General features: G+C 44.1%; 17 protein-coding genes. 5 read left to right on the plus strand and 12 right to left on the minus strand.

What is annotated here, in order from left to right:
- The first annotated feature begins 13 nt into the window (after window positions 1–13).
- On the plus strand, window positions 14–1,489 hold the full coding sequence (locus M0L20_RS12935; protein ID WP_232561389.1) for a hybrid sensor histidine kinase/response regulator: 1,476 nt from the start codon (window positions 14–16) through the stop codon (window positions 1,487–1,489).
- A 47-nt stretch (window positions 1,490–1,536) separates the two neighbouring features.
- On the opposite strand, the gene M0L20_RS12940 is transcribed toward M0L20_RS12935, so the two are convergent.
- Complete coding sequence (locus M0L20_RS12940) at window positions 1,537–2,274, minus strand: NUDIX hydrolase (protein WP_232561390.1); 738 nt, start codon at window positions 2,272–2,274, stop codon at window positions 1,537–1,539.
- A gap of 158 nt (window positions 2,275–2,432) precedes the next feature.
- Between M0L20_RS12940 and M0L20_RS12945 the strand changes: the two genes are divergently transcribed.
- From M0L20_RS12945 to M0L20_RS12960, 4 genes are all read left to right on the plus strand, one after another.
- Entirely contained in the window at window positions 2,433–4,061 is a 1,629-nt protein-coding gene (locus M0L20_RS12945; RefSeq protein WP_248477354.1) for a carboxylesterase/lipase family protein, read from the plus strand.
- A 412-nt stretch (window positions 4,062–4,473) separates the two neighbouring features.
- Window positions 4,474–6,873 carry a TonB-dependent receptor gene (locus tag M0L20_RS12950; protein ID WP_248478081.1) on the plus strand — a complete coding sequence of 800 codons (2,400 nt, stop codon included), beginning with the start codon at window positions 4,474–4,476 and terminating at the stop codon, window positions 6,871–6,873.
- Between the two features lie 35 nt (window positions 6,874–6,908).
- Window positions 6,909–7,802 carry a DUF4249 domain-containing protein gene (locus M0L20_RS12955; protein WP_248477355.1) on the plus strand — a complete coding sequence of 298 codons (894 nt, stop codon included), beginning with the start codon at window positions 6,909–6,911 and terminating at the stop codon, window positions 7,800–7,802.
- A gap of 139 nt (window positions 7,803–7,941) precedes the next feature.
- A complete protein-coding gene (locus M0L20_RS12960) occupies window positions 7,942–9,438 on the plus strand; it encodes a capsule assembly Wzi family protein (RefSeq protein WP_248477357.1) in 1,497 nt (498 codons plus the stop codon).
- 7 nt (window positions 9,439–9,445) lie between these two features.
- On the opposite strand, the gene M0L20_RS12965 is transcribed toward M0L20_RS12960, so the two are convergent.
- The 11 genes from M0L20_RS12965 to M0L20_RS13015 form a co-directional block, all read right to left on the minus strand.
- The gene (locus M0L20_RS12965) at window positions 9,446–10,507 is read right to left on the minus strand and encodes an endo-1,4-beta-xylanase (RefSeq protein WP_248477358.1); all 1,062 of its coding nucleotides are present in this window, start codon (window positions 10,505–10,507) and stop codon (window positions 9,446–9,448) included.
- Window positions 10,508–10,536: 29 nt separating this feature from the next.
- A complete protein-coding gene (locus M0L20_RS12970; protein WP_248477360.1) occupies window positions 10,537–11,307 on the minus strand; it encodes a WecB/TagA/CpsF family glycosyltransferase in 771 nt (256 codons plus the stop codon).
- Window positions 11,308–11,440: 133 nt separating this feature from the next.
- Window positions 11,441–12,190 (minus strand): (d)CMP kinase, encoded by a 750-nt coding sequence (gene cmk, locus M0L20_RS12975; protein ID WP_248477362.1) that lies wholly within the window; start codon window positions 12,188–12,190, stop codon window positions 11,441–11,443.
- Window positions 12,191–12,211: 21 nt separating this feature from the next.
- Window positions 12,212–12,955, minus strand: a complete 744-nt coding sequence (locus M0L20_RS12980) for a 6-hydroxymethylpterin diphosphokinase MptE-like protein (RefSeq protein WP_248477364.1) — start codon at window positions 12,953–12,955, stop codon at window positions 12,212–12,214.
- Window positions 12,861–14,273: an O-antigen ligase family protein gene (locus M0L20_RS12985; protein WP_248477366.1), complete on the minus strand. Its 1,413-nt coding sequence runs from the start codon at window positions 14,271–14,273 to the stop codon at window positions 12,861–12,863. The genes M0L20_RS12980 and M0L20_RS12985 overlap by 95 nt, the downstream gene beginning before the upstream one ends.
- A gap of 36 nt (window positions 14,274–14,309) precedes the next feature.
- Complete coding sequence (locus M0L20_RS12990) at window positions 14,310–15,119, minus strand: 6-hydroxymethylpterin diphosphokinase MptE-like protein (protein WP_248477368.1); 810 nt, start codon at window positions 15,117–15,119, stop codon at window positions 14,310–14,312.
- Window positions 15,120–15,995 carry a glycosyltransferase family 2 protein gene (locus M0L20_RS12995; protein ID WP_248477369.1) on the minus strand — a complete coding sequence of 292 codons (876 nt, stop codon included), beginning with the start codon at window positions 15,993–15,995 and terminating at the stop codon, window positions 15,120–15,122.
- 20 nt (window positions 15,996–16,015) lie between these two features.
- Window positions 16,016–17,227 carry a hypothetical protein gene (locus M0L20_RS13000; protein WP_248477370.1) on the minus strand — a complete coding sequence of 404 codons (1,212 nt, stop codon included), beginning with the start codon at window positions 17,225–17,227 and terminating at the stop codon, window positions 16,016–16,018.
- 313 nt (window positions 17,228–17,540) lie between these two features.
- Window positions 17,541–18,269 carry an SDR family NAD(P)-dependent oxidoreductase gene (locus M0L20_RS13005; RefSeq protein WP_248477371.1) on the minus strand — a complete coding sequence of 243 codons (729 nt, stop codon included), beginning with the start codon at window positions 18,267–18,269 and terminating at the stop codon, window positions 17,541–17,543.
- 3 nt (window positions 18,270–18,272) lie between these two features.
- Window positions 18,273–19,220 carry a phosphoglycerate dehydrogenase gene (locus M0L20_RS13010; RefSeq protein WP_248477372.1) on the minus strand — a complete coding sequence of 316 codons (948 nt, stop codon included), beginning with the start codon at window positions 19,218–19,220 and terminating at the stop codon, window positions 18,273–18,275.
- Window positions 19,217–19,900, minus strand: coding sequence for an acylneuraminate cytidylyltransferase family protein (locus M0L20_RS13015; protein ID WP_248477373.1), 684 nt, complete (start codon window positions 19,898–19,900; stop codon window positions 19,217–19,219). The genes M0L20_RS13010 and M0L20_RS13015 overlap by 4 nt, the downstream gene beginning before the upstream one ends.
- Window positions 19,901–19,911 lie beyond the last annotated feature (11 nt).

The following is a 19,911-nucleotide window of genomic DNA, read 5'->3' on the forward strand; positions in this document are numbered from 1 at the left end:
CTCCGAGAATTCTATGACTGCTGATTCTGCACTCGACGTTTCTGTTAAAAAAGACATTATTCGCGTTCTCCTGATCGAAGATGATGAGGACGATTACATGTTGACCCGGGCGCTTGTGTCGGCGCGGGAAAACGCAAATATTAAACTTGACTGGGTCGATAATTACGACAGGGCTTTGGAAGCGCTGGAGCAGAACGACCATGATGTTTATTTGGTCGATTACCGGCTGGGGCATCATACAGGAATCCATTTGATTCAGGAAGCCTTCCGGTTAGGGTGTCAGGCTCCCATGATTTTGCTGACGGGTCAGGACGATCTGACCGTCGATCAATCGGCTCTTGAACTGGGTGCCGCCGATTACCTGGTAAAAGGACGCATTGATGCTCAACTGCTCGGGCGTAGTATTCGTTATGCGCTCCGGCAAGCCAGCGTCTTGGCCGAAGTTGCCGAGAAGGAAAACAAATATCGTTCGCTTTTTGAACGATCAATCGATGCCATTTTCGTGGCTGACGAACAGCTTCACTTTCAGGATGCAAACCCTTCTGTAGAACGTTTGCTTGGCTACAGTCGCGATGAGTTACGAAAACTAAATCCCGCCCGCCTATTTACCGACCTGAACTTCCTTCGCGAGTTACGGTTCAACGTTCGCGAATACGGTCAGATCAAGGATTTCGAAACAACGCTTATCAGTAAGAATGGTCGTAAGCGTATCTGCTTGATTTCGGTCTGGGCCGTTGAGGACCGGGCTGGCCTGCCTGAATGGTATCAAGGGATCGTGCGGGACATTACCGATCAGAAAAAAGCGCAGCAGGACTTGATTCTGGCCGAAAAGCTAACTATGACGGGTAAAATCGCCCGCAGTATCGCGCATGAAGTGCGTAACCCGTTAACCAACCTGAGTCTGGCTCTGGAACAACTCAAAGACGAGCTGGAAACCGAGAATGAATACGTAACCATGTTTACGGATATCATTGGCCGGAATGTGGACCGTATTGGGCAGCTGATCACTGAGATGCTTAACTCGTCGAAACCACGTGAACTCGAACGGCGTCGGCAGGATTTCAACGGTGTCGTAAAATCAACGCTGCAACTTATCAGTGACCGCATCAAGCTAAAGCGGATGCGGCTGGAAGTTCATTTCTCGAATGACGATTGTAATGCACTGCTCGACAGAGAACAGGTAAAAACCGCATTGCTTAATATCCTAATCAATGCCGTGGAGGCCATGGAGGAAGGTAAAGGCGTGTTGGTGGTCAGTACGTTTTGTTCGGAGGATAGTCGCGTTTGTGTAGAAGTGACAGACAATGGCGGTGGGATCAGCGAAGCCGATCGAAAACGCCTGTTCGACCCTTTCTTTACAGGTAAGTCAGGCGGAATGGGCCTCGGGCTGACGGCTACGCAAAACATCATCAATAGCCATAAAGGCTCGATCGATGTCGAAAGTCAGGTTGGTCACGGAACCACGTTCCGACTGTATTTTCCCAAATAGGTAGCGGCAGATCGATAGTGTTAAGAACGCTGACAGCTACAGCTGTTTTATCCTTCGCTTTCTGATTTGAATCGGTATAGGTAAGGGGCTTTATGGGCTCCTCCACTATACTGCTTTTCCAGCCGTTCCAGAATGTCCAGCCCCAGCATCCTGCGCTGAAAGCTGGATCGGTGTAAAGGCTCCCCCAAAATGGTTTCGTAGAGACTTTGTAGGTCATTCATTGTAAACGTTTCCGGAAGTAGGTTGAAGCCTATCAATTTGCGATCTAAGTCAGCTCGTAATGTTTCCAGCGCTTTCTGCACAATCGTCTGATGATCAAGCATCAGAGTAGGTAGGTAATTCAGATCGTACCAGGAGCAGTCATCGGCCAGCAAATCGGGGTTCGGGACCGCCTTAGTGAAATCAACAAGAGCGTAATAGCCTACCGTAACAAAACGGCGCAGTAACCAATGATCGTCGTCGGGTGGCAGGTCCTTACCAGCCATGATCATTTGCAGCGGGACCGGATCGTACCGAGCGAAATTTCCAAACGTATAAAACTGCTCCAAGTAGATGTCGTGAAGCCCTGTTCGTTGGGCTAAGGTCCGCTTGGCGGCATCGTTTACGTCTTCCTTTTCACGAATAAAGCCACCGGGCAGCGCAAACAAATCCGTGTTCCGATAGGCTAGCAATAAAATTTTAAGCTGATTGTCGTGAAAGCCGAAAATGACGCAGTCAATAGCCAATCCTGGTAGAAAACCGGCTCCATCGGGTTGAATTTCTTCTTGAATAACGTGTTCACGCATACGTTTTTATTCAGGTTACAACGAACAGAAATTTGGCGGTTTCAATATAAGCGTTTATTATTGTCTCACTTTGCTACAATAATAAAAATAATCATTAACAAGTTGCTATCTCGTCTTTAATACCCTCGTTGAGACGGATCGCTCATTACTCCTAAACGATGAAAAAGCCTTTTATTTTACTACTTGCCCTGCAACTGACGGCGGGGGCATTTGCGCAGTCATCTAAAGACGCGCCCCAGATTAAAACCGCTAATGGCGTTGTCGAAGGCGTTGTCGAGCAAAGCGGTATCCGCTCGTTCAAAGGCATCCCTTTCGCGCAGCCACCCGTTGGAAACTTACGTTGGCAGGAACCACAGCCAACCAAAAACTGGCAGGGTGTTCGTCAAACCAAAAAATTTGGTCCACGGGCTATGCAGCGTGCTTTGTTTGGCGATATGGGCTTCCGCTCGGATGGCATGAGCGAAGATTGCCTGTACCTGAATGTCTGGACACCCGCCAAGTCGTCGAAAGAGCGGTTGCCAGTCCTCGTTTACTTTTACGGAGGTGGATTTATGGCGGGCGACGGCTCTGAGCCTCGTTATGATGGCGAAAGCATGGCTAAAAAGGGTATTGTCGCGCTTACGGTCAACTACCGACTAGGCTTGTTTGGGTTCTTTGCCCATCCAGAACTAACAAAGGAGTCTCCGCATCAGGCGTCGAGTAATTATGGCTACCTGGATCAGAGTGCAGCGTTGCGCTGGGTGCAGCAAAACATCGAAGCCTTTGGTGGCGATCCTAAAAAGGTAACGATTGCCGGTGAGTCGGCGGGGTCTGTTTCAGTTAGTGCCCAAATGGTGTCTCCTTTGTCGAAAGGGCTTATCGCTGGGGCCATTGGAGAGAGCGGTTCTTTGCTGGGAACTTTACCACCCGTTTCACTCGATGAAGCCGAAAAGCAAGGAGTTGAATTTGCAAACAGCGTAAATGCCAAGTCATTGGCTGAGTTACGGGCTATGCCTGCTGATCAGCTACTTGAAGCGACGGCTAAAGTTCCTTTCGGTCGTTTCTCGGCAGCGGTCGATGGCTACTTCTTCCCTAAACCTCCCGCTCAACTGTTTGCCGCTGGCCAGCAGGCGCACGTTCCTTTACTGGTTGGCTGGAATTCTGAAGAAATGAGCGGTCGAGCTATTTTGGGTCAGGAAAAACCAACGCCAGAAAACTACACCAAAGCCGTGCAAAAACTATTTGGCGAACGTGCCGATGAGGTGTTGAAACTGTATCCTGCTACAACCGAAGACGAGGTTATGCAGGCGGCTACGGATCTGGCAAGTGATCGATTCATTGGATATAGCACCTGGAAATGGTCAGATGTTCAGGTTAAGACGGGCGGCAAACCCGTATATCGTTATCTGTACTCACGGCCACGGCCCGCCATGACGCCCGAAATGGGTAATGCTGCGCCAGGGTTAGCGGGCGGAGTTGTAAAAGGAAACGATGCTTCAGCCGTAAAAATGCCGCCCGCTCGTGGCGCTGTTCATTCGGCGGAAATTGAGTATGCTATGGGAAATCTGGCGACCAACAAGGTCTATGCCTGGACGCCGGACGATTACAAAGTATCGGAGGTGATGCAGAATTACTTTGCAAACTTTATAAAAACGGGTAATCCAAACGGACCCGGTTTGCCAACATGGTCTGCCGTTGGTACTGGCAACTCGGCTCAGGTGATGCACATCGATGTAAACACCCGGCAGGAGCCAGAGCAGAATAAAGGTCGTTACCTATTTCTAGATCCATTGTACACAAAACAATAGAGAACAGACGGTAATTAGCTGTAAGGTTTTACCATAAAGACTCATACCAGCCATGGGGTTTGTATGAGTCTTTTTTTATGCGCGGACTAGATGGTAGATTATGTATGTATGAAATATAGAACTTGCTGCTTAGATAGAATGATTTTTAAGGTTATTAAATAATGTATACTGTTTTATATAGATAAATAAAGATTGAATAATTAAAACTCTAAAATTTCTTATTATATAAAAATTATAATTAGAGTTATCAATAAATCACTTAAGGTATCTCTGTTAACAGAAGTGCATGTGTGACAAATCCACAAGATGAATGTCGAAAACGGTAAGTAATACGTAGGGAAATTACTTACATGTGTCTTTCAGGCCTTTTGGGATTTTCGCCGAGATGAAGCTGCTGAGCTTACTGTTGTTTATGCTGTTGTGTGGTACCTTGAAGGCCGAAATATCTGCTATTCGACGTATTACAGGCCATGTATTTGACGCTAAAAGTAAATTGCCATTGGCCGGTGCAAATGTATATGTGGCTGACAACAAGGAAGGTTGTCTAACGTCAGATGTAGGGTTCTTCTCAATCAGCGTACCTGCTAGCGCTATAACTGTTGTCACATTCTCTTATGTTGGTTTTGCCTCCGTCACATACATTGTACGACCGGAGAGCGGCACTGAACTCAGCATTTTTCTGACCGCAGGACAAACCTTGGGTGAACAGCGTGTGGAAGGGAGTAAACAGGCGTCAGTAGGCAGCGACACACCGATGAGTACAGTAAGCCTTTCAATGACTCAACTTAAAAAAGTACCAGCATTATTGGGTGAGAAGGATGTGCTGAAAATGCTGCAACTGATGCCCGGCGTACAGAAAGGGTCGGAAGGGAACGCTGGTTTGTACGTTCGTGGAGGAGCACCGGATCAGAATTTGATTTTACTGGATAATACCCCAATCTACAATCCAAACCATCTGTTGGGGTTCTTTTCCGCCTTCAACGGTGACGCTTTGAAACAAGCAGACTTGACCAAGGGCGGTTTCCCCGCTCGTTTCGGCGGACGATTGTCATCGGTTGTTGAACTAACGACGAAAGACGGAGCGACGGACAAGGTACATGCCGAAGCTACTGGCGGAATCGTTGCCTCTCGATTACTCGTAAGCGGACCACTGAGCAAAAAGGTTACGTACGTTGTAGCAGGGCGACGCACGTACCTGGATTTACTGACGGGACTGCTGGGAAAAGGCACGGACGATCAACCCGTGTTGAAAACGTTCTTTTATGACGTAAATGCCAAGTTGACGATTGAGGCTGGTGATAAAGATAAACTATACGTTAGTGGGTACCGCAGTCACGATCAGTTCAGTAATGTCCGCACCGATGGTATTGCCTTACGCTCTGCTCTGCAATGGACCAACGAAGCCGGAAGTATACGCTGGCATCACCAGGGAGCCAGAGGGTTGGCGTTCGATCTGTCGATTTTGTCTAGTCGCTACCGCATGGCGGTGCAGGATGAACAGTTGCTTCCGGAAAGCTCTTCAAACGGAACCTATAGGCTTGCTTATCAATCCGCTATCCGAGACGTAGGTGTTAGTTATGCCCTTCATCAATATATCAACAAAAAGCACCAGCTTCGCTACGGAGTACAGGCAACCCAGCACGTATTTAATCCTCAGGCTTCGGTGTCGCTGACGGTTGCCGACCCTCCGGTACAAACCGCCGATCATCAGGTTAATACGGCAGAAGCGGGTGCCTACATTGAACACACCTGGACCCCCACTGATCAGTGGAGTATCAACAGCGGCTTACGGCTGAGCGCTTATTCGCTAATTGGTGGTCGTCAGGATGCACCTTCTGGATCGGCTGGTGAAAAATTATCCCTACCTGGATACGCTCTTCCTGAACCCCGGCTGTCGCTGGCTTATCGGGCGGCACCAACGTTCACCCTAAAAGGATCGTTTGCCTTAATGAATCAATATGTTCATCTACTTTCCAGCGCTGGTGTGGGCCTTTGTACGGATTTATGGGTGCCCACAGTGGGGTCAGTCAAACCACAGCAGTCGCAGCAGATCGCACTGGGTATAGTCAAAAATTTCTCAACGGCAGGAATAACCTTAACGGTGGAGGGTTACCATAAACAGATGAATAATCTGCTTAGCTACCGGGAAGGGGCCAGCTTTCTGACCGCCGACACGAAGGGATCGATCCAATCAACCCAGTGGACCGACAATGTAACCAGCGGACACGGAAGATCCTCCGGAGCAGAGGTATTGCTGCAAAAGCAGACAGGGCGGCTGTCGGGCTGGATAGGCTATACACTCTCCTGGACGAAGTGGCAGTTTGCTGAATTGAACGCTGGTAAGCCATTTTTCCCTCGCTACGACCGTCGCCACGACGCGTCTGTCGTTGGTATCTACGAACTAACGCCTTCAATCACGCTTTCCGGCTCATGGGTGTACGGAACGGGTAATGCGCTCACACTGCCACTATCACGTTATTCGGGCTACCTCGATCAAAAAGCGGAATCTAATCCAGCTACGGCTAGTACGCTTTATGGCTCTGGTCCAAACGTCAAGGAGTACAGCGAACGAAATGCGTTTCGGGCCGATGCCTATCACCGGTTAGACATTGGTTTACGCTTCACCAGAAAGCGGACGTCTTACGAGCGGGTTTGGGAGTTGAGCGTATACAACGTGTATAACCGCCGAAATGCGTTCCTCTATTCGCTGGAAGGAAAAGAGCAGGGTAAGGGAATGCCATCGAAAACGGTCTTGTACAAGTACTCGCTATTTCCTGTAGTTCCGTCGGTGAGTTATACCGTTCGGTTTTGACTGGCATTCCTGAAAAAGATAATCCGCTGAAACTTATGGTTTCTTTCGATAAAAAATGGCTATTGCTAGTTCTGTCTACGATACTACTAGCCTGCAACTCGATGCGGGAAGAGATCGTACCGCAGGTGCTTGCGGGGCAGTCCGATAAATTGGTTGTTGATTGCTTTATTTCTCCGCAGGATACGCTGCTGACCGCTAAAGTAACCCGGTCGCGTCCTGTTTTGGATAACGATGCCACCAGGCGCGTTGAAGTCTCCGACGCTGTTGTAACACTGTCTGACGGTAGTAACTCAGTTAGACTGGTCTATAATTCTCAATTGGCTTTATATGCGGTAAAAGCACAAAAAATGGTGGTTCGGTCGGGTAATACCTACCAAATGACCGTGCGCTCCTCCACGGGTCAACAGGTGAGTTCAACCACGACAGTACCCTCAATGATTGCCCTCGATGCGATCCAGTTCGATTCAACATCAACGTCAGGACAGGTCAATGGGGCGCAAAAAGAGTATCGTGTTGTGGGAAGCTGGCAAGATCCTGCGAATGCGTATTACCGAGTCAAAGGAACTGTACGCGGTATACCCATCAATACGCCTTCGAACTCATCCTATGGCAACCCGGAAGCTATTTCATTCATTATGGCTACTAATTCGCTGGGTTTGCTAGCAAGTCAAAACAAAGCAGGAACCCTGTCGGCTTCGGCGTTATTAGATAAAGACAGACTAAGCCGGCAATACCGATCAATGGCGATTAGCTTTGACCTGATGCACGTTGACGAAGCTTATTATCAATACCATGTGGCCCTGGATCAGCAACTCAAAGCCGCCAACAACCCTTTCGCCGAACCCGTGATTATACCAACTAATATCCAGAATGGATTAGGCTGTTTTGGCAGTTACAATCAATCGAGAAAGACTGTGACGCTAAAATGAGCGTGACGAATCCTCTAGCATTGATCATCTTTAAGTTACTATAAATTTTAATATTTTAACTAATAGTTATTTATATTGCACAGGTGTTTCAATTGTAGTCAGTGTGACTTAGGTTAGACTACGCTAATTTCTACAACCTGTGAAGCGACTTTTCTTGATCATTTCTTGTCTGTCCGTTAGCTTTCTAACGTCTGCACAGATAGATTCTTTCCCTGTATCTGCTAAGCGACAAACATTTATTGACGCCGAAATCGGAGGTCTGATTGCATCGGGTAGCCGGACGCCTTTCTGGTTACAGGCTAATCAGTTTGGTCTTGTTCCAAAGAGTAGTCCGGCAGGGACGGTACGGGTGGGCATCAGCGAACGTTTTGGCATAAGTAGTATTCATCCAAATCGGTCTATTAGCTACGGTATTCAGGCCGTTGGCAATGCGGCTAGAACGTCAACTGTTTTGTTGCCGCAGGCTTATCTATCGCTTGACCTAGGACGTTTTAGCTTGTGGGGGGGACGCAGGAAGGAAGTCATCGGTCTGGGCGATTCTACCTTAACATCGGGTTTTTACTCCTGGTCGGGCAATGCGTTGCCGATCACCAAAATACAGGTTGGGACAAACGGATTTACGCCGTTAGGTTTTACAAATGGGTTTGTCTCTATTCATACTTTCTTTGCGCATGGCTGGTTTGCCAATACCGATTCGGTCCAGGGGTCTTATCTTCACCAGAAAGCGTTTTATATACGCATTGGACGCCCCAATTCGCGCGTTCGACTGACGGGTGGCGTATTGCACAACGCTCAGTGGGGGGGACGCTCAGGCTATCTGCCACCCTCGCGTGCCAAGGATGGCAAGATGCCTTCCTCCTTCAAGGATTATCTGTATGTGTTAACGGCCAGTGAAGGCAGTGACTCCAATTCGCAAGAGCTGAGTGATTTTGATCGGATTAACCGAGTTGGTAATCACCTAGGCTCCATCGATTTTAGCCTCGAAACAACGATAGGAAAGTGGGAGGTAATGGGTTATCATCAGCACCCTTTCGAAGACAAATCGGGCGTGGTTTTTATCAATTTTCCTGATGGGTTGTACGGCCTCCGCTTACTACGTCGACCAACCGAAGCAGGTGGTTTTCAGCTACGCCATATCCTGCTCGAATATTTCAACACCATGAGTCAGAGTGGGGCCTATGTCAATACCGGAACGCGCTACGAAGGCCAGGACGACTACTTCAACAATTACCAGTATATTGACGGTTGGGTGCAGAACCGACGCGTGATCGGTTCGCCGTTTATAGCCTACCGGTCAGACTTGCGGCCCGAACGGCAGAACGAGCATCCGGAAAAGCGCATTTGGGCTATTGCAAGTAACCGGGTTCAAATGGGGCACGTAGGATTTGCTGGTACCATTGGTCGGGGAGTGCAATGGCAAACTCGTTTATCGATTAGCCAGCATTACGGAACGCATCGTCATCCGTTTGTCCAACCCGTAGCGCAGTTTTCGGGGGCCGCCTGGTTAACCTGGCCGCTCGGCTGGTTAGGCGGTTCAGAATTAAAAACGGCTATTGCACTTGATCAGGGGCAACTTTACGAAAACACCCTGGGGGGGTGGATCAGTGTACGAAAGGTTTTTAAAACAGTGAAGTAAAGTGTTTTTACTGTCTTAGCCCATCCAGCAAGCCTTTGTACGCTAACTTCTTCTTATAAGTCGTGTCGAACGGCATCGGGGCATCGGGGCATTGACAGTCTTTAAGTTGATAACTGTCTTTATCGCTAAGATTCCAGATCGTAATCCCATACCGCTGCTTTTTAGGAACAACATCTTTATAAATCTCAACTATCGATTCATACTTCTGCTCCTGTTCTTCCAGCATGTTCTCTGTAATTGTAAGAGTTTTAATCTTTTTCGTATTCAGACGAATATCCAGTTCGGAGATATGTACAAGCAATCCAACCGAAGTCATCACAGCGAGGCCTCGTCTGTACTGACTGTCAGAATGGTAGATAGATATATGGGATTGTAGACCAACACCATGTATCGGAATCTTTCTCTTCCTGAGATTTAATAGCATTGCCTTAATTGCCAGTGCTTTTTTTAGATTGATCTCCTGACCGTAGTCATTATAAAATAGTAGTGCTTTGGGATCTGCCTCGTGCGCGTATTGATAGCAACGAGCGACGTAATCTGGACCTAAATGCGCTGACCAGATCGATTTACGCAATGAACCATTATCATCAATGACTTCGTTGGCAACATCCCATGACTTAACTTGTCCTTTATAATGACCTATAACGGTTTGAATATGGCTCTTTAATAAATTCTCCCAGGCTATCGAATCCCCCTGAAATGCCTCAACCCATTTTGGTACACTTCGGTGCCAGACAAGCGTATGTCCATGCATACGTTTGCCAGTTGTACGGGCAAAATCAACGATAGAATCACCTCCTGACCAATCGTATTGATTCGGCGCTACGAGAAGCCGATTCATTTTTAACGCATTTTCCGACGTTATGCTGTTGAATTCCCGATTAACCGTATTTCGGTATTGCTTATTGCTGGTCAGCAGTCTGGCATCTACTGAAACACCTAAGGGAAATGGTGCGGCCTGTTTTAACGTTGTGCTGTCTTGATTCAGTTTAGTGTTGTCAGTAGTAACATTACTATTTGTCAGGTGCCAGAACAGCGCTGATATTAACAAAAAAAACAGGTAACGCATGTGCATGTACGTTTTTAATCAATAAAATACTACGCACTATTTCTAAGTGCTGCAAACTCCTGACCTCTAATCTGTCGAACGCGTCTGAGAAAGACAAAATTGCCGATTACATAGCGCGTAAATAGTCTACGGGGTTCCAGTAAAAGCCGGAAGGCCCACTCGCCCCCAATCTGCCGGACCCAGTTTGGAGCTCTCACTACTTTGTTTCCCCAATAGTCGATAATAGCCCCCCCGTTGACAATGACACAGGGATAATCGAGTCGTTCTTTAAGATAGATCGATAACTGTTCCTGCTTGGGCATCCCCATACCTAAAATAACCACATCGGGCTTGGCTTGCTTTATAATCGGCAAATAGTTCTGGATGGAATGAAAACCATGAACCGTCAAAATGACATTGTGGCCTTTTTGCGTTAAAAAATCAGTGGCTTGTTGCAGATAGGGTTCTTCCGTACCAACTAAGGCAATACGTTTTCCTTTAGCCAGTGTGAGTAACTGAGGAATGGTATCGGTTCCACACATATTAACTCCAGGCTTCCGACCAATCGACTTATACAGTATCTCAATACCTTTGCCGTCTCGCAACAACCAATCGGATTTTAACAAAGCCTCTGCAAACTGATCGTTTCGATAACAAATATTAAAAGCGTGGGCATTGATAAAAGAGATAATGGTACAGTTCCGACTAGCAAGTGCGCTCTTGAATAGTCGATCAGCTGTTGCCTTATTCTCGATGAGGCTAACCTTATTGATCAAGGCCTGAGCAAGCTGTTTTGGAACAAGGGAATAAGCGTTTTCCATAAATAAGTTAAACAATGGAATTGTAAAACGTAAGTCAAATAAATACGGTGGGTTTAATTCGTTGCACAAATAGGGTGTGTAAGCCAACTACCACTATGCTGTTATCGTATACTGAGCAGCGTTTAGCCTTGATTTAGCTAAGCTGTGGCTGTTGCATTCGCTCCGTAGCCATTTGCACAACCCAGTCGATCTGTTCATCAATAGTTGTGTAGGACGTATCGAGTAAAAGAGCGTCATCAGCTTGGCGTAAAGGGCTTACTGTGCGAGTCGTATCATCGTGATCACGCTTTTTGATATTATCCAGAATTTCTTCCAGAGCGACAGCTTGCCCTTTATCGACCAGCTCAACTTGCCGGCGTTGGGCACGGATAAGTGCATCCGCCGTCATAAATACCTTGAGTTCAGCGTCGGGAAAAACTTGGGTCCCAATATCACGGCCGTCCATAACGATACCGCGCTGTTGACCCATCTGATGCTGTAATCGAACAAGGGTACGTCGTACTTCAGGAAGAGCACTAACCTTGCTTACCGAGTTAGCGACATACAACATCCGAATTTCATCTTCCACGTTCACACCGTTCAGATACGTTTCATTCCGTCCCGTGATCACATTAAATTTAAATGAAATCGAAATTTGAGCCAGCGCATCCTGGACTGCGTGGGAGTCAGTAAAGAGGATGTTATGTTGAAGCAAAAAAAGCGTAACGCTACGATACATAGCCCCCGTATCAATATAGGTGTACCCCAGACGGGCTGCAACTTGCTTTGCGGTTGTGCTTTTTCCACAACCTGAATAGCCATCAACGGCAATAATTAATTTAGGACAGTCGAACGTTATGTTTTCTCCGGAAGAAATTAGCTGATCAGGTTGTAAAAGTTGCATCGGAATGATTTTATTAGTTTGTTATAAATAATTAGAGAATTTCCCTTTCTTAAAAATAGTACACTTGCCACCTACTGTCGCATCGATAATTTCGCGTCCATTCTGCTGATAAAAATCGCGGGCAAGTGCGTAAGAATATTCGGATTTATCTAAATCAGGTAATTTCCATTTAATTCCTTTTGGGAAGTAATTGGGATCAAAATGGCTTTCATCTTTCTCGTAATTACGTACTTCCACCTTAGTCGCTAGTCCTTTTTCTTTGAAACTATGGTCCATGCCAATAATAACTACTTCTTTAAAACCCATATAGTAGGCTAGCTGTAGACAGGCATAGGTTACTGTTCCGCCAAAATGAGTGGGTTCAAGAATATTATCTTGAAAAAAAGGATTAAATGAGTAAGCTTCTTTCAGGAAGTGCGCTTTAGGGAATTGTTTGTAAAAGCGCCAGTTAAAGAAGGTCTCACACGAAAGATTATTAAAGTCTTCTTTAAATTGCTCAAGAACTAGTTCTTCAACGCAAGTCAAAAAAGTAGGGGTGAATCCGAGCTTGTCAAAGTAAATATAGAACCGGTTCATGCACATGGTATACTTATCTTTCAAAACCGAAAGATCCATGTCTTTAATACTTGGCCCATTCGCGATTAGAAAAAGCCGTTCTCCTGCGTAGCGATTATGAATTTGCTGCAGATAACTCCTGTTTTTCTTCCCCTGAGCGGAATTGTACCAGGCCTGCGTGAATGGGACTTCTTTCAAACGACGTTCCACCGCTGGCAGAATACGGGATGGGGTAAATCTGGTTAGATCTAACATTGGCTGATTGATTTTTCTTATTAAAATATCTTAGAATGAATGCGAAAAGGTTTATCATAAAAAATAAATAAACAATATTTTGATAGTAAAAACCGAACATAGTCTCAGTTATACCAGCTAAGTTGAAATATAGTATATTGCCTAATAGCAAGTATGAAACTTCTCTTTGAGAAGTCCAACTAATTATAATAGCTTTTATGATAGAATATTGTACTAAAGTGAATATGATTAGCCCAAAATATCCATAGTCAAGCGCAATTGACAAGAAAATATTATGAGGGTGCATAAATTCAGCGTTTTCATTGTCTCCAAATATATATGACCATTGCTGAGAAAGTCCCGCAGCATACTGCCCATATTCACCATAACCGAAGAGGTGATGTTCAGGCTTAAAAGCCAAAAAATCATTAAATGCGATTCCCCAAATTATTGAGCGAGCATTTCCTGTTGCCAAATCTTCCGAAGAACGTGATACGACCGCTCCATAGTCCGTTTGTGATAAAAATAATAAAGTTGAAAGAAGTAGGAATGGACCTACAAATCCGATTATCGGAACAATCCACAATAGTTTAGGTTTTTTTAGATTGGAAAAAAAGAATTTTATAGAGCAGTAAATTATGACAGGAAATATTATTGCTCCTCTACTATCAGTAAGCAATAAGGATATTAAAGATATTATTAAGCCGGATAAAAAAATATTTCGTTTTTGTTTTACTATTCCAAAGCCTATTAAGCTTAGATTGAATGCTATTCCTAATACAGCACCATAAGCATTTATTCCTGGAGATAGAAAGAATTCTACCCTTTCTATAGCTAAACCGAAATAAGATAAAATAACGGCTTGTCCAATGTTATAGTCAGAAGCTTTAAATCCTAAAAAAAATAAAAAAAGATTTATTGATAGGAAAAACAACAGTGGTTTATATGCAAAATTTACAAAAGTTGTCAGTAGATCATTATTTTTTACGTAATTGAATGCTGTATTAAAAAAAGCTATAACAAATGATAAAAACGTTAGGATTCTAAATGCTCTCAAATCGATAGAAACGTCCTTTCTGGTCGAAATGATTATACTTATAATTAATATAACAGCTAATATGTTTAATAGGCAAAAGTTTCTGTTTAAAAAGTTTATTTTAGGTTTTTTTATTATAAGTTCTTGAAAGATTATAGCTGAAAAAAAAATGATTGGTAATATTCTGACTATAGTGTAATGTGCAAAGTCAGAAAAATTTGTAAAAAGTATTATTAGGGCGATTGTTAGTCTATACATAAAAATGTTATCTAAGAGGTGCTAAGTCCTGTTGAATCATTTTTTGATAAAATCGTTTAATTTCATCCTTTCGAAAACTTCTAGTTTGCCACCTTCAGTACAGTTTACTATCTTTCGACCAAAGTGCTTATAGACTTTATCCGCAAGATCATAATGATACTCAGAACCTAGTAAATCGGGCAAGTCCCATTTTACGCCGTCTGCGAAATATTTTGGGTGAAAATGATTTGGGTCAGTTTCTCCCGCAATAGCAGTTTTATTAGATATTCCTTTTGTTTCGAAGTGGTGATCACAGCCAATAATAGCTACTTCTGAAAAACCCATATGGAATGCCAGTTGCATTGCAGTATAAGTTACTGTATGTCCTTGAAAAAGAGATATACTACAATCTCTAGCAAATTTTCGAGGTATACTTGAATAATTCACAAAGACGACATTATTTCTATTCTTGATAACATTGCTTTTGTCAGAGTTGAGAAATAATTGTATATCTGTTGAATTGTAAAAATCTTTATTTTGGTCAATTACAAAATAATTACTCGCAACTATCGCATTAGGCCTAAATTCTGTATCGTCGAACATTAAGTTGATCTTGTTTAGTCCAAAGAAATAGATGTCTGTTCCTATGAAAGAATCAAAGTCTACATTTTTCAAAGACGGTCCATTACAGATTATTATCGCTTTCTTTTTAGTATGAAAATCTTTAAGATTTCCCATTTTTTTTCTAGAAGACCAAGCGTTAGGGTTTAAATCCCATGCTAGCCTATTTTTTATGATCGAGAGAGCATTAAAGTATGGGTTTACTGTAGCCCTTTGTAATCGGTCAAATTGTTCTATTGATTCCATTTATTTGTTTATATAGGATTTGAACCAAGCTGTTAAGAAATTTATCTTCTGATTAGAGTTCATATTAGCCCTAAATAATAGGACTAATACTTTTAAATAAGATAAAGTAGAATTTTCTTTTTTTAAATAAGGTTTACTGTATTTTTGAGAAAGACTATTGAAAAAATTTAAATGTTGTTTCTCGTATTTTGTATAGTAGTTTTTATCTTTTAGTACTGAAGAGTGATTTTTAGTATGTACTCTATAGGCTGATAACTTATCCTGTAACGTTATTATTTCTCCCTCAAAAGCTGCATATCTTGTTAGCCTTATATCCACACAGATCATAGACAGATCGTCTTCTTTTAAGGGTAAAATTTTTTCTAGAAAGGATCTTTTGAAGCATTGTCCACTTGTTTGTGTGAAGAAGAAATCTAACCGTTTTGTATAATAAATGCCATCTAGAATGTTTATGCCGGAATACAGAGGCCGTTTTTCAGCATTGATTCTATTGTCTTCTTCATCAACTAGGTCAAACCTATGTTGTACGTATACAGCATTGGGATTCTTATTGAAAATTTCGACTACTTTTCTTACTTTATCTTCAAAGAACCAGTCATCACTATCCATTAAGAATATTATATCACCAGTACTTTTTTTAAAAGCTTCATTAACTGCATTTATCTGGTTCCAACAATGTCCTCTGCCGTAATTAGGTTTTGCTATTGTAATGATGTCTTTTGAAAATTTTTCAATTTTCTGTAATGACTGGTCTTTAGAGCCGTCGTCATAGACTATTACCTCAACCTTTTCGTAAGATTGGTTCAAGGCTGAAGCTATAGCTTTTTCAACATAAGCTTCATAGTTATAATTGTTTATTAATATAGATGCTTTCATAGGGAATTATGGGTGAGAAACTATAACATTAAATTGATCGTAATATAAAATAAGAACAGCAGTAGAGGTATAGTAGTCACCCGTTTCTCAAAGTTATAAAAGCTAATTGAGAGACTGTTTATTGAGAAAGAAGCTGCATACCACGCGTAGAATCCCAAGTAACCGGATAGCATTCCTATAGGAATAGCATATAATTCTAATGAGTTTATCAATGTAAAGCTAGTTACGATAAATATTATTCCGGAAATGCTATCAGCAATATGTGAAATTACATGATTAGTTGTTAAATAGAGTTGCATATGCATAGCGCCGTAACGATGAATAAAATAAGCTAATGACAACAGCAACCATAACTCGTTAGAAACAAACTTTATATCACTATTGATATACTCTAATAAATAGTTAGATGTAATGCTTACGAGAATAACTCCTATTGCAAAAACAAGGTGTGATAAGAACATTCCATGTTGTGCCTTTTGGATTAATTGTTTCATATCTCCTTGCACACGTAAACGAGCATATAATGGTATTTTACTGTAAAAGGGAGCCATTGATATCTCTCTAATTTGTGCTATAATACGTAGAGCCAGTAAGTAAGAGGCAATACTTTCGCTATTGCCGATTTGAGCATATAATACGCTGCTTAAATTGTTTAATCCATTTGACATGAAACCAGATATTCCACTTCGCCATGCCGCAGGCCATATTTTTCTGAATAATTGACGATCAAATGAATAGTCGATTTCAATAGTTTTAAATTTGTTATTTTCTACAGTTCTACTTAAAAAATAATTGCGTATGACTGATAAAAAAACCCAAAGCTGATTGATAAAAACTAGTACCAGTAAACTGTCACTTATATAAAGACCAATGATAGATGAGCTAATAGCAGCGGTTGATGTGAGCGCTTCCCAACGTCTTACAAGCGCAATTTTATTGAGGCCCTCTAGGTAATTTGAATAGATAGAACCGTAAAACCTACAAGCTGAAGCGATAATTATTATTCCCCAGGCTAGCCAAGCCGATTGTGCATCTTTTACAAATGAGATAGGGCGTACCATCGACCAGCTTCCCAAACTTCCCATTACAATGATTACCAAAGCGGTTAGCCATCCATACAGATAAGCCATGTTTGCATAGATCTTACCAACCAAGTTCCAGTTCGGACTATCTGATTTTCTAGCAACTACCTTTGCCGACACAACTTGGGTTATTTCTTCTATGCCGCCCATCGCGTACGAAATCAACCGGATGAACGTATTTCTGAAGCCCATGTCCAATAAACTTTGGAGGGCTATTATCGTAGAGAACAGGTACCACAAGGCAACTTCTCCATCATCAAAACGCTTTAATATCAGTGGTAGAACAACAAATAAGCTTAGCGCTCGTGTTGCGTAACTCATCCACGAAGTTATCGTGGGCGAATTCCAAAGCTTATCTACAATAGTTTTCACCTGCATGACTTTATCTCTGAATTGTCCGATGGAGAGCGGGCGAAGACGATTCTTTCGCCCGCTTTCAGTTGTTTAGCGCAAATAGGAATTGTTACAAATCCTTTAACACTGAGCTGATTCCGCCGTCTAGAGTCAGGTTAGCGCCATGGATGAAGCCGGAGCTCTCGGAGGCTAAGAACAAAGCCATTTTTGCTACATCGTTCGGGCAGCCGATGCGCTGTACGGGGTGAATTCTACGTAGCTCGTCCAACGCGCTTTGGTTGCCGTCGAAGCCAGCCAGTAGCATATCGGTTTCGATGGCTGCCGGGCTTATCGCGTTGACACGAACTCGCCCTTCCAGATCTACGGCTAACGCTCTGGTCAAGCCGATAAGCGCGCTTTTGGAGGTAGCGTAGCTAATGAATCGACGTTTGGTAAGCTGCTGGTGAATGCTACCGATGTTGATGATGCATCCGTTCCCTTCTTCGAGCTGATCAAGGAAATGCTGGCTTAAGAGCAGTGGCCCCGTCAGGTTTACGGCCATTGTGTGGTTCCACTCGCTTAACTTCAGGTCGTCTAGTCCATCGAGCAATTGTACAGCGGCATTGTTAACCAGTACATGAAGTTCTGGAATCAGCGCGTAAAATTTGAGCTTCCACTCCGAGCGGTACGCATCGTCGGTACTAAACCGGTGGAGGTCAAACTGAATCAGCTGGTCGGCCTGGTGATCGTCGGTATCACGAATATCCAGACCATACACGTAGTAACCATTTTCGCGGAACGATTGGGCGAGCGCACTACCGATACCACCCAATACCCCTGTGATTAGCGCCTTTTTCATAAATTATGCAACCGGTTCGGCGATTTCTAAAAATTCAAACATTGACTTGATTGCCTGATGGCTGGCGCGTTGAACACCCTGAATCGTATTGGAGCCGTTGTGCGTACCAAAGATGCAGCGGTCAAACTGGCGGAGCTCTGAATTAATTGGAAGGGGTTCGTTTTCGAATACGTCTAAACCAGCGGAATGTACTTTACCGGATTTAAGTGCGTCGATCAGGGCAGCTTCGTCAATGATTGGACCACGCGATACGTTGACAATCCGTACGCCGTCCTTCATGCGCTGAATACTTTCTGCATTGATTAAGTGCTTTGTTGCTGGCGTCAACGCGCAGGTTGTCACGACGAAATCGGCTTTCTCTAGTTCTTGCGGAAAATCAAGAAAGTTGTAGTTTGCCTCATCCGGCTCAGACTTTTTGGCGAAAGGATCATACACGTTGATGTGCATGTCGAAGGCTTTCAGGAACCGGGCTGTCGCTTTGCCAATGTCGCCGAAGCCAACCAGTGCTACCGTGTGACCAGCAAGAGACATCCCTGCTGGCTTAACCCAGTTGCCCGCCCGAACTTCACGATCAATGTAGTAGGTTTGTCGAGCCAGGCCCAGCACGTACGATACGGCGATGGTGGCCACTTCGGCTCCAAACATCATCGGCGTGTTTACGATTGGAATATCCAGTTCTTTGCACGCTTTGAAATCAACGTTGTCGACGCCAATGCCCCACTTGACAGCGGCTTTCAGCTTTCCGGCTTTGCCCGCCCGGAACACCCGCTCGGTCGCCTGATCATCACCGATAATCCAGCCATCAACGGTTGGCACCAGATCAATCAGTTCTTCTTCGGACAACGTTTGAACAACTTTCGGAGCAATTACTTCGATGCCTGCTTCTTCGAAGATGGGAAGAAATTCCGCCAACTGGCCAAGCATCGGTGGGCACGTAATTAAAACTTTCATAGGGCTAGTTCAGGATAAAGTTCAGTAAAGAGGAATTCGGCTACTTTAAAATTCAGTTCAACGTCGATGTCCTGCGCTTCGATTTCGGGAATATCGTGCATGAACGGCCGGTCACCGATACGGTTATGCTTCTGAACAAGTGTCTCTTTTTTGAACAGATACATGCAGGAGTTTTCCATGTAGAGCGGTGGTAGATCCTGGGTCCGAAGGAGGATCGCTGGATTATGGTTGACCGCCCGAACTAACTGATCCCACAACCGCACCTGCATGCGCGTAACACCAAAGAGCGTGTCGTAAATGGGGTAATTTTTTAGAAACTGCTGAATTCCTTTTTCAATCGTTTCGGCCGACAGTAGTGGGTTTGTGCTATGGGTCTGCAAATAAAAATCCGCCGGGATCTGCTCACAGGTATTGAGCAGGACATTGTTCATCGGAATAGCCCCGTCGCGCAGATGTTCGGGCCGTTCTAGAACGGTTACAGTCGGGTAATAGATCTCCGTCTGTTCGATGACCGTTGGGCTATCCGTGTCAATCACCACCTGGGTAATCGAAGGACACTCGAGCAGGGTATCAATAATGCGATGAAAAAGGGGTTTGCCCGCGAAATCTCGGTAGTTTTTTCCAGGAACGCGCTCGCTGGAATGACGCATGGGCACAATAGCAGCAACGGAGTATGACATAAGCTTTCTAT

This window comes from Spirosoma liriopis, from assembly GCF_023196085.1.
Taxonomy (GTDB): Bacteria; Bacteroidota; Bacteroidia; order Cytophagales; family Spirosomataceae; genus Spirosoma; species Spirosoma oryzicola.

What these genes read in the sequence shown, in the direction of transcription:
- M0L20_RS13010 (WP_248477372.1), bottom strand. Translation starts at nt 19,220, where the DNA reads ATGAAAGTTTTAATTACGTGCCCACCGATGCTTGGCCAGTTGGCGGAA.
- M0L20_RS12985 (WP_248477366.1), bottom strand. Translation starts at nt 14,273, where the DNA reads ATGTATAGACTAACAATCGCCCTAATAATACTTTTTACAAATTTTTCT.
- M0L20_RS13005 (WP_248477371.1), bottom strand. Translation starts at nt 18,269, where the DNA reads ATGAAAAAGGCGCTAATCACAGGGGTATTGGGTGGTATCGGTAGTGCG.
- cmk (WP_248477362.1), bottom strand. Translation starts at nt 12,190, where the DNA reads ATGCAACTTTTACAACCTGATCAGCTAATTTCTTCCGGAGAAAACATA.
- M0L20_RS12955 (WP_248477355.1), top strand. Translation starts at nt 6,909, where the DNA reads ATGGTTTCTTTCGATAAAAAATGGCTATTGCTAGTTCTGTCTACGATA.
- M0L20_RS12990 (WP_248477368.1), bottom strand. Translation starts at nt 15,119, where the DNA reads ATGGAATCAATAGAACAATTTGACCGATTACAAAGGGCTACAGTAAAC.
- M0L20_RS13000 (WP_248477370.1), bottom strand. Translation starts at nt 17,227, where the DNA reads ATGGGCGGCATAGAAGAAATAACCCAAGTTGTGTCGGCAAAGGTAGTT.
- M0L20_RS13015 (WP_248477373.1), bottom strand. Translation starts at nt 19,900, where the DNA reads ATGTCATACTCCGTTGCTGCTATTGTGCCCATGCGTCATTCCAGCGAG.
- M0L20_RS12945 (WP_248477354.1), top strand. Translation starts at nt 2,433, where the DNA reads ATGAAAAAGCCTTTTATTTTACTACTTGCCCTGCAACTGACGGCGGGG.
- M0L20_RS12935 (WP_232561389.1), top strand. Translation starts at nt 14, where the DNA reads ATGACTGCTGATTCTGCACTCGACGTTTCTGTTAAAAAAGACATTATT.
- M0L20_RS12950 (WP_248478081.1), top strand. Translation starts at nt 4,474, where the DNA reads ATGCTGTTGTGTGGTACCTTGAAGGCCGAAATATCTGCTATTCGACGT.
- M0L20_RS12965 (WP_248477358.1), bottom strand. Translation starts at nt 10,507, where the DNA reads ATGCGTTACCTGTTTTTTTTGTTAATATCAGCGCTGTTCTGGCACCTG.
- M0L20_RS12995 (WP_248477369.1), bottom strand. Translation starts at nt 15,995, where the DNA reads ATGAAAGCATCTATATTAATAAACAATTATAACTATGAAGCTTATGTT.
- M0L20_RS12940 (WP_232561390.1), bottom strand. Translation starts at nt 2,274, where the DNA reads ATGCGTGAACACGTTATTCAAGAAGAAATTCAACCCGATGGAGCCGGT.
- M0L20_RS12970 (WP_248477360.1), bottom strand. Translation starts at nt 11,307, where the DNA reads ATGGAAAACGCTTATTCCCTTGTTCCAAAACAGCTTGCTCAGGCCTTG.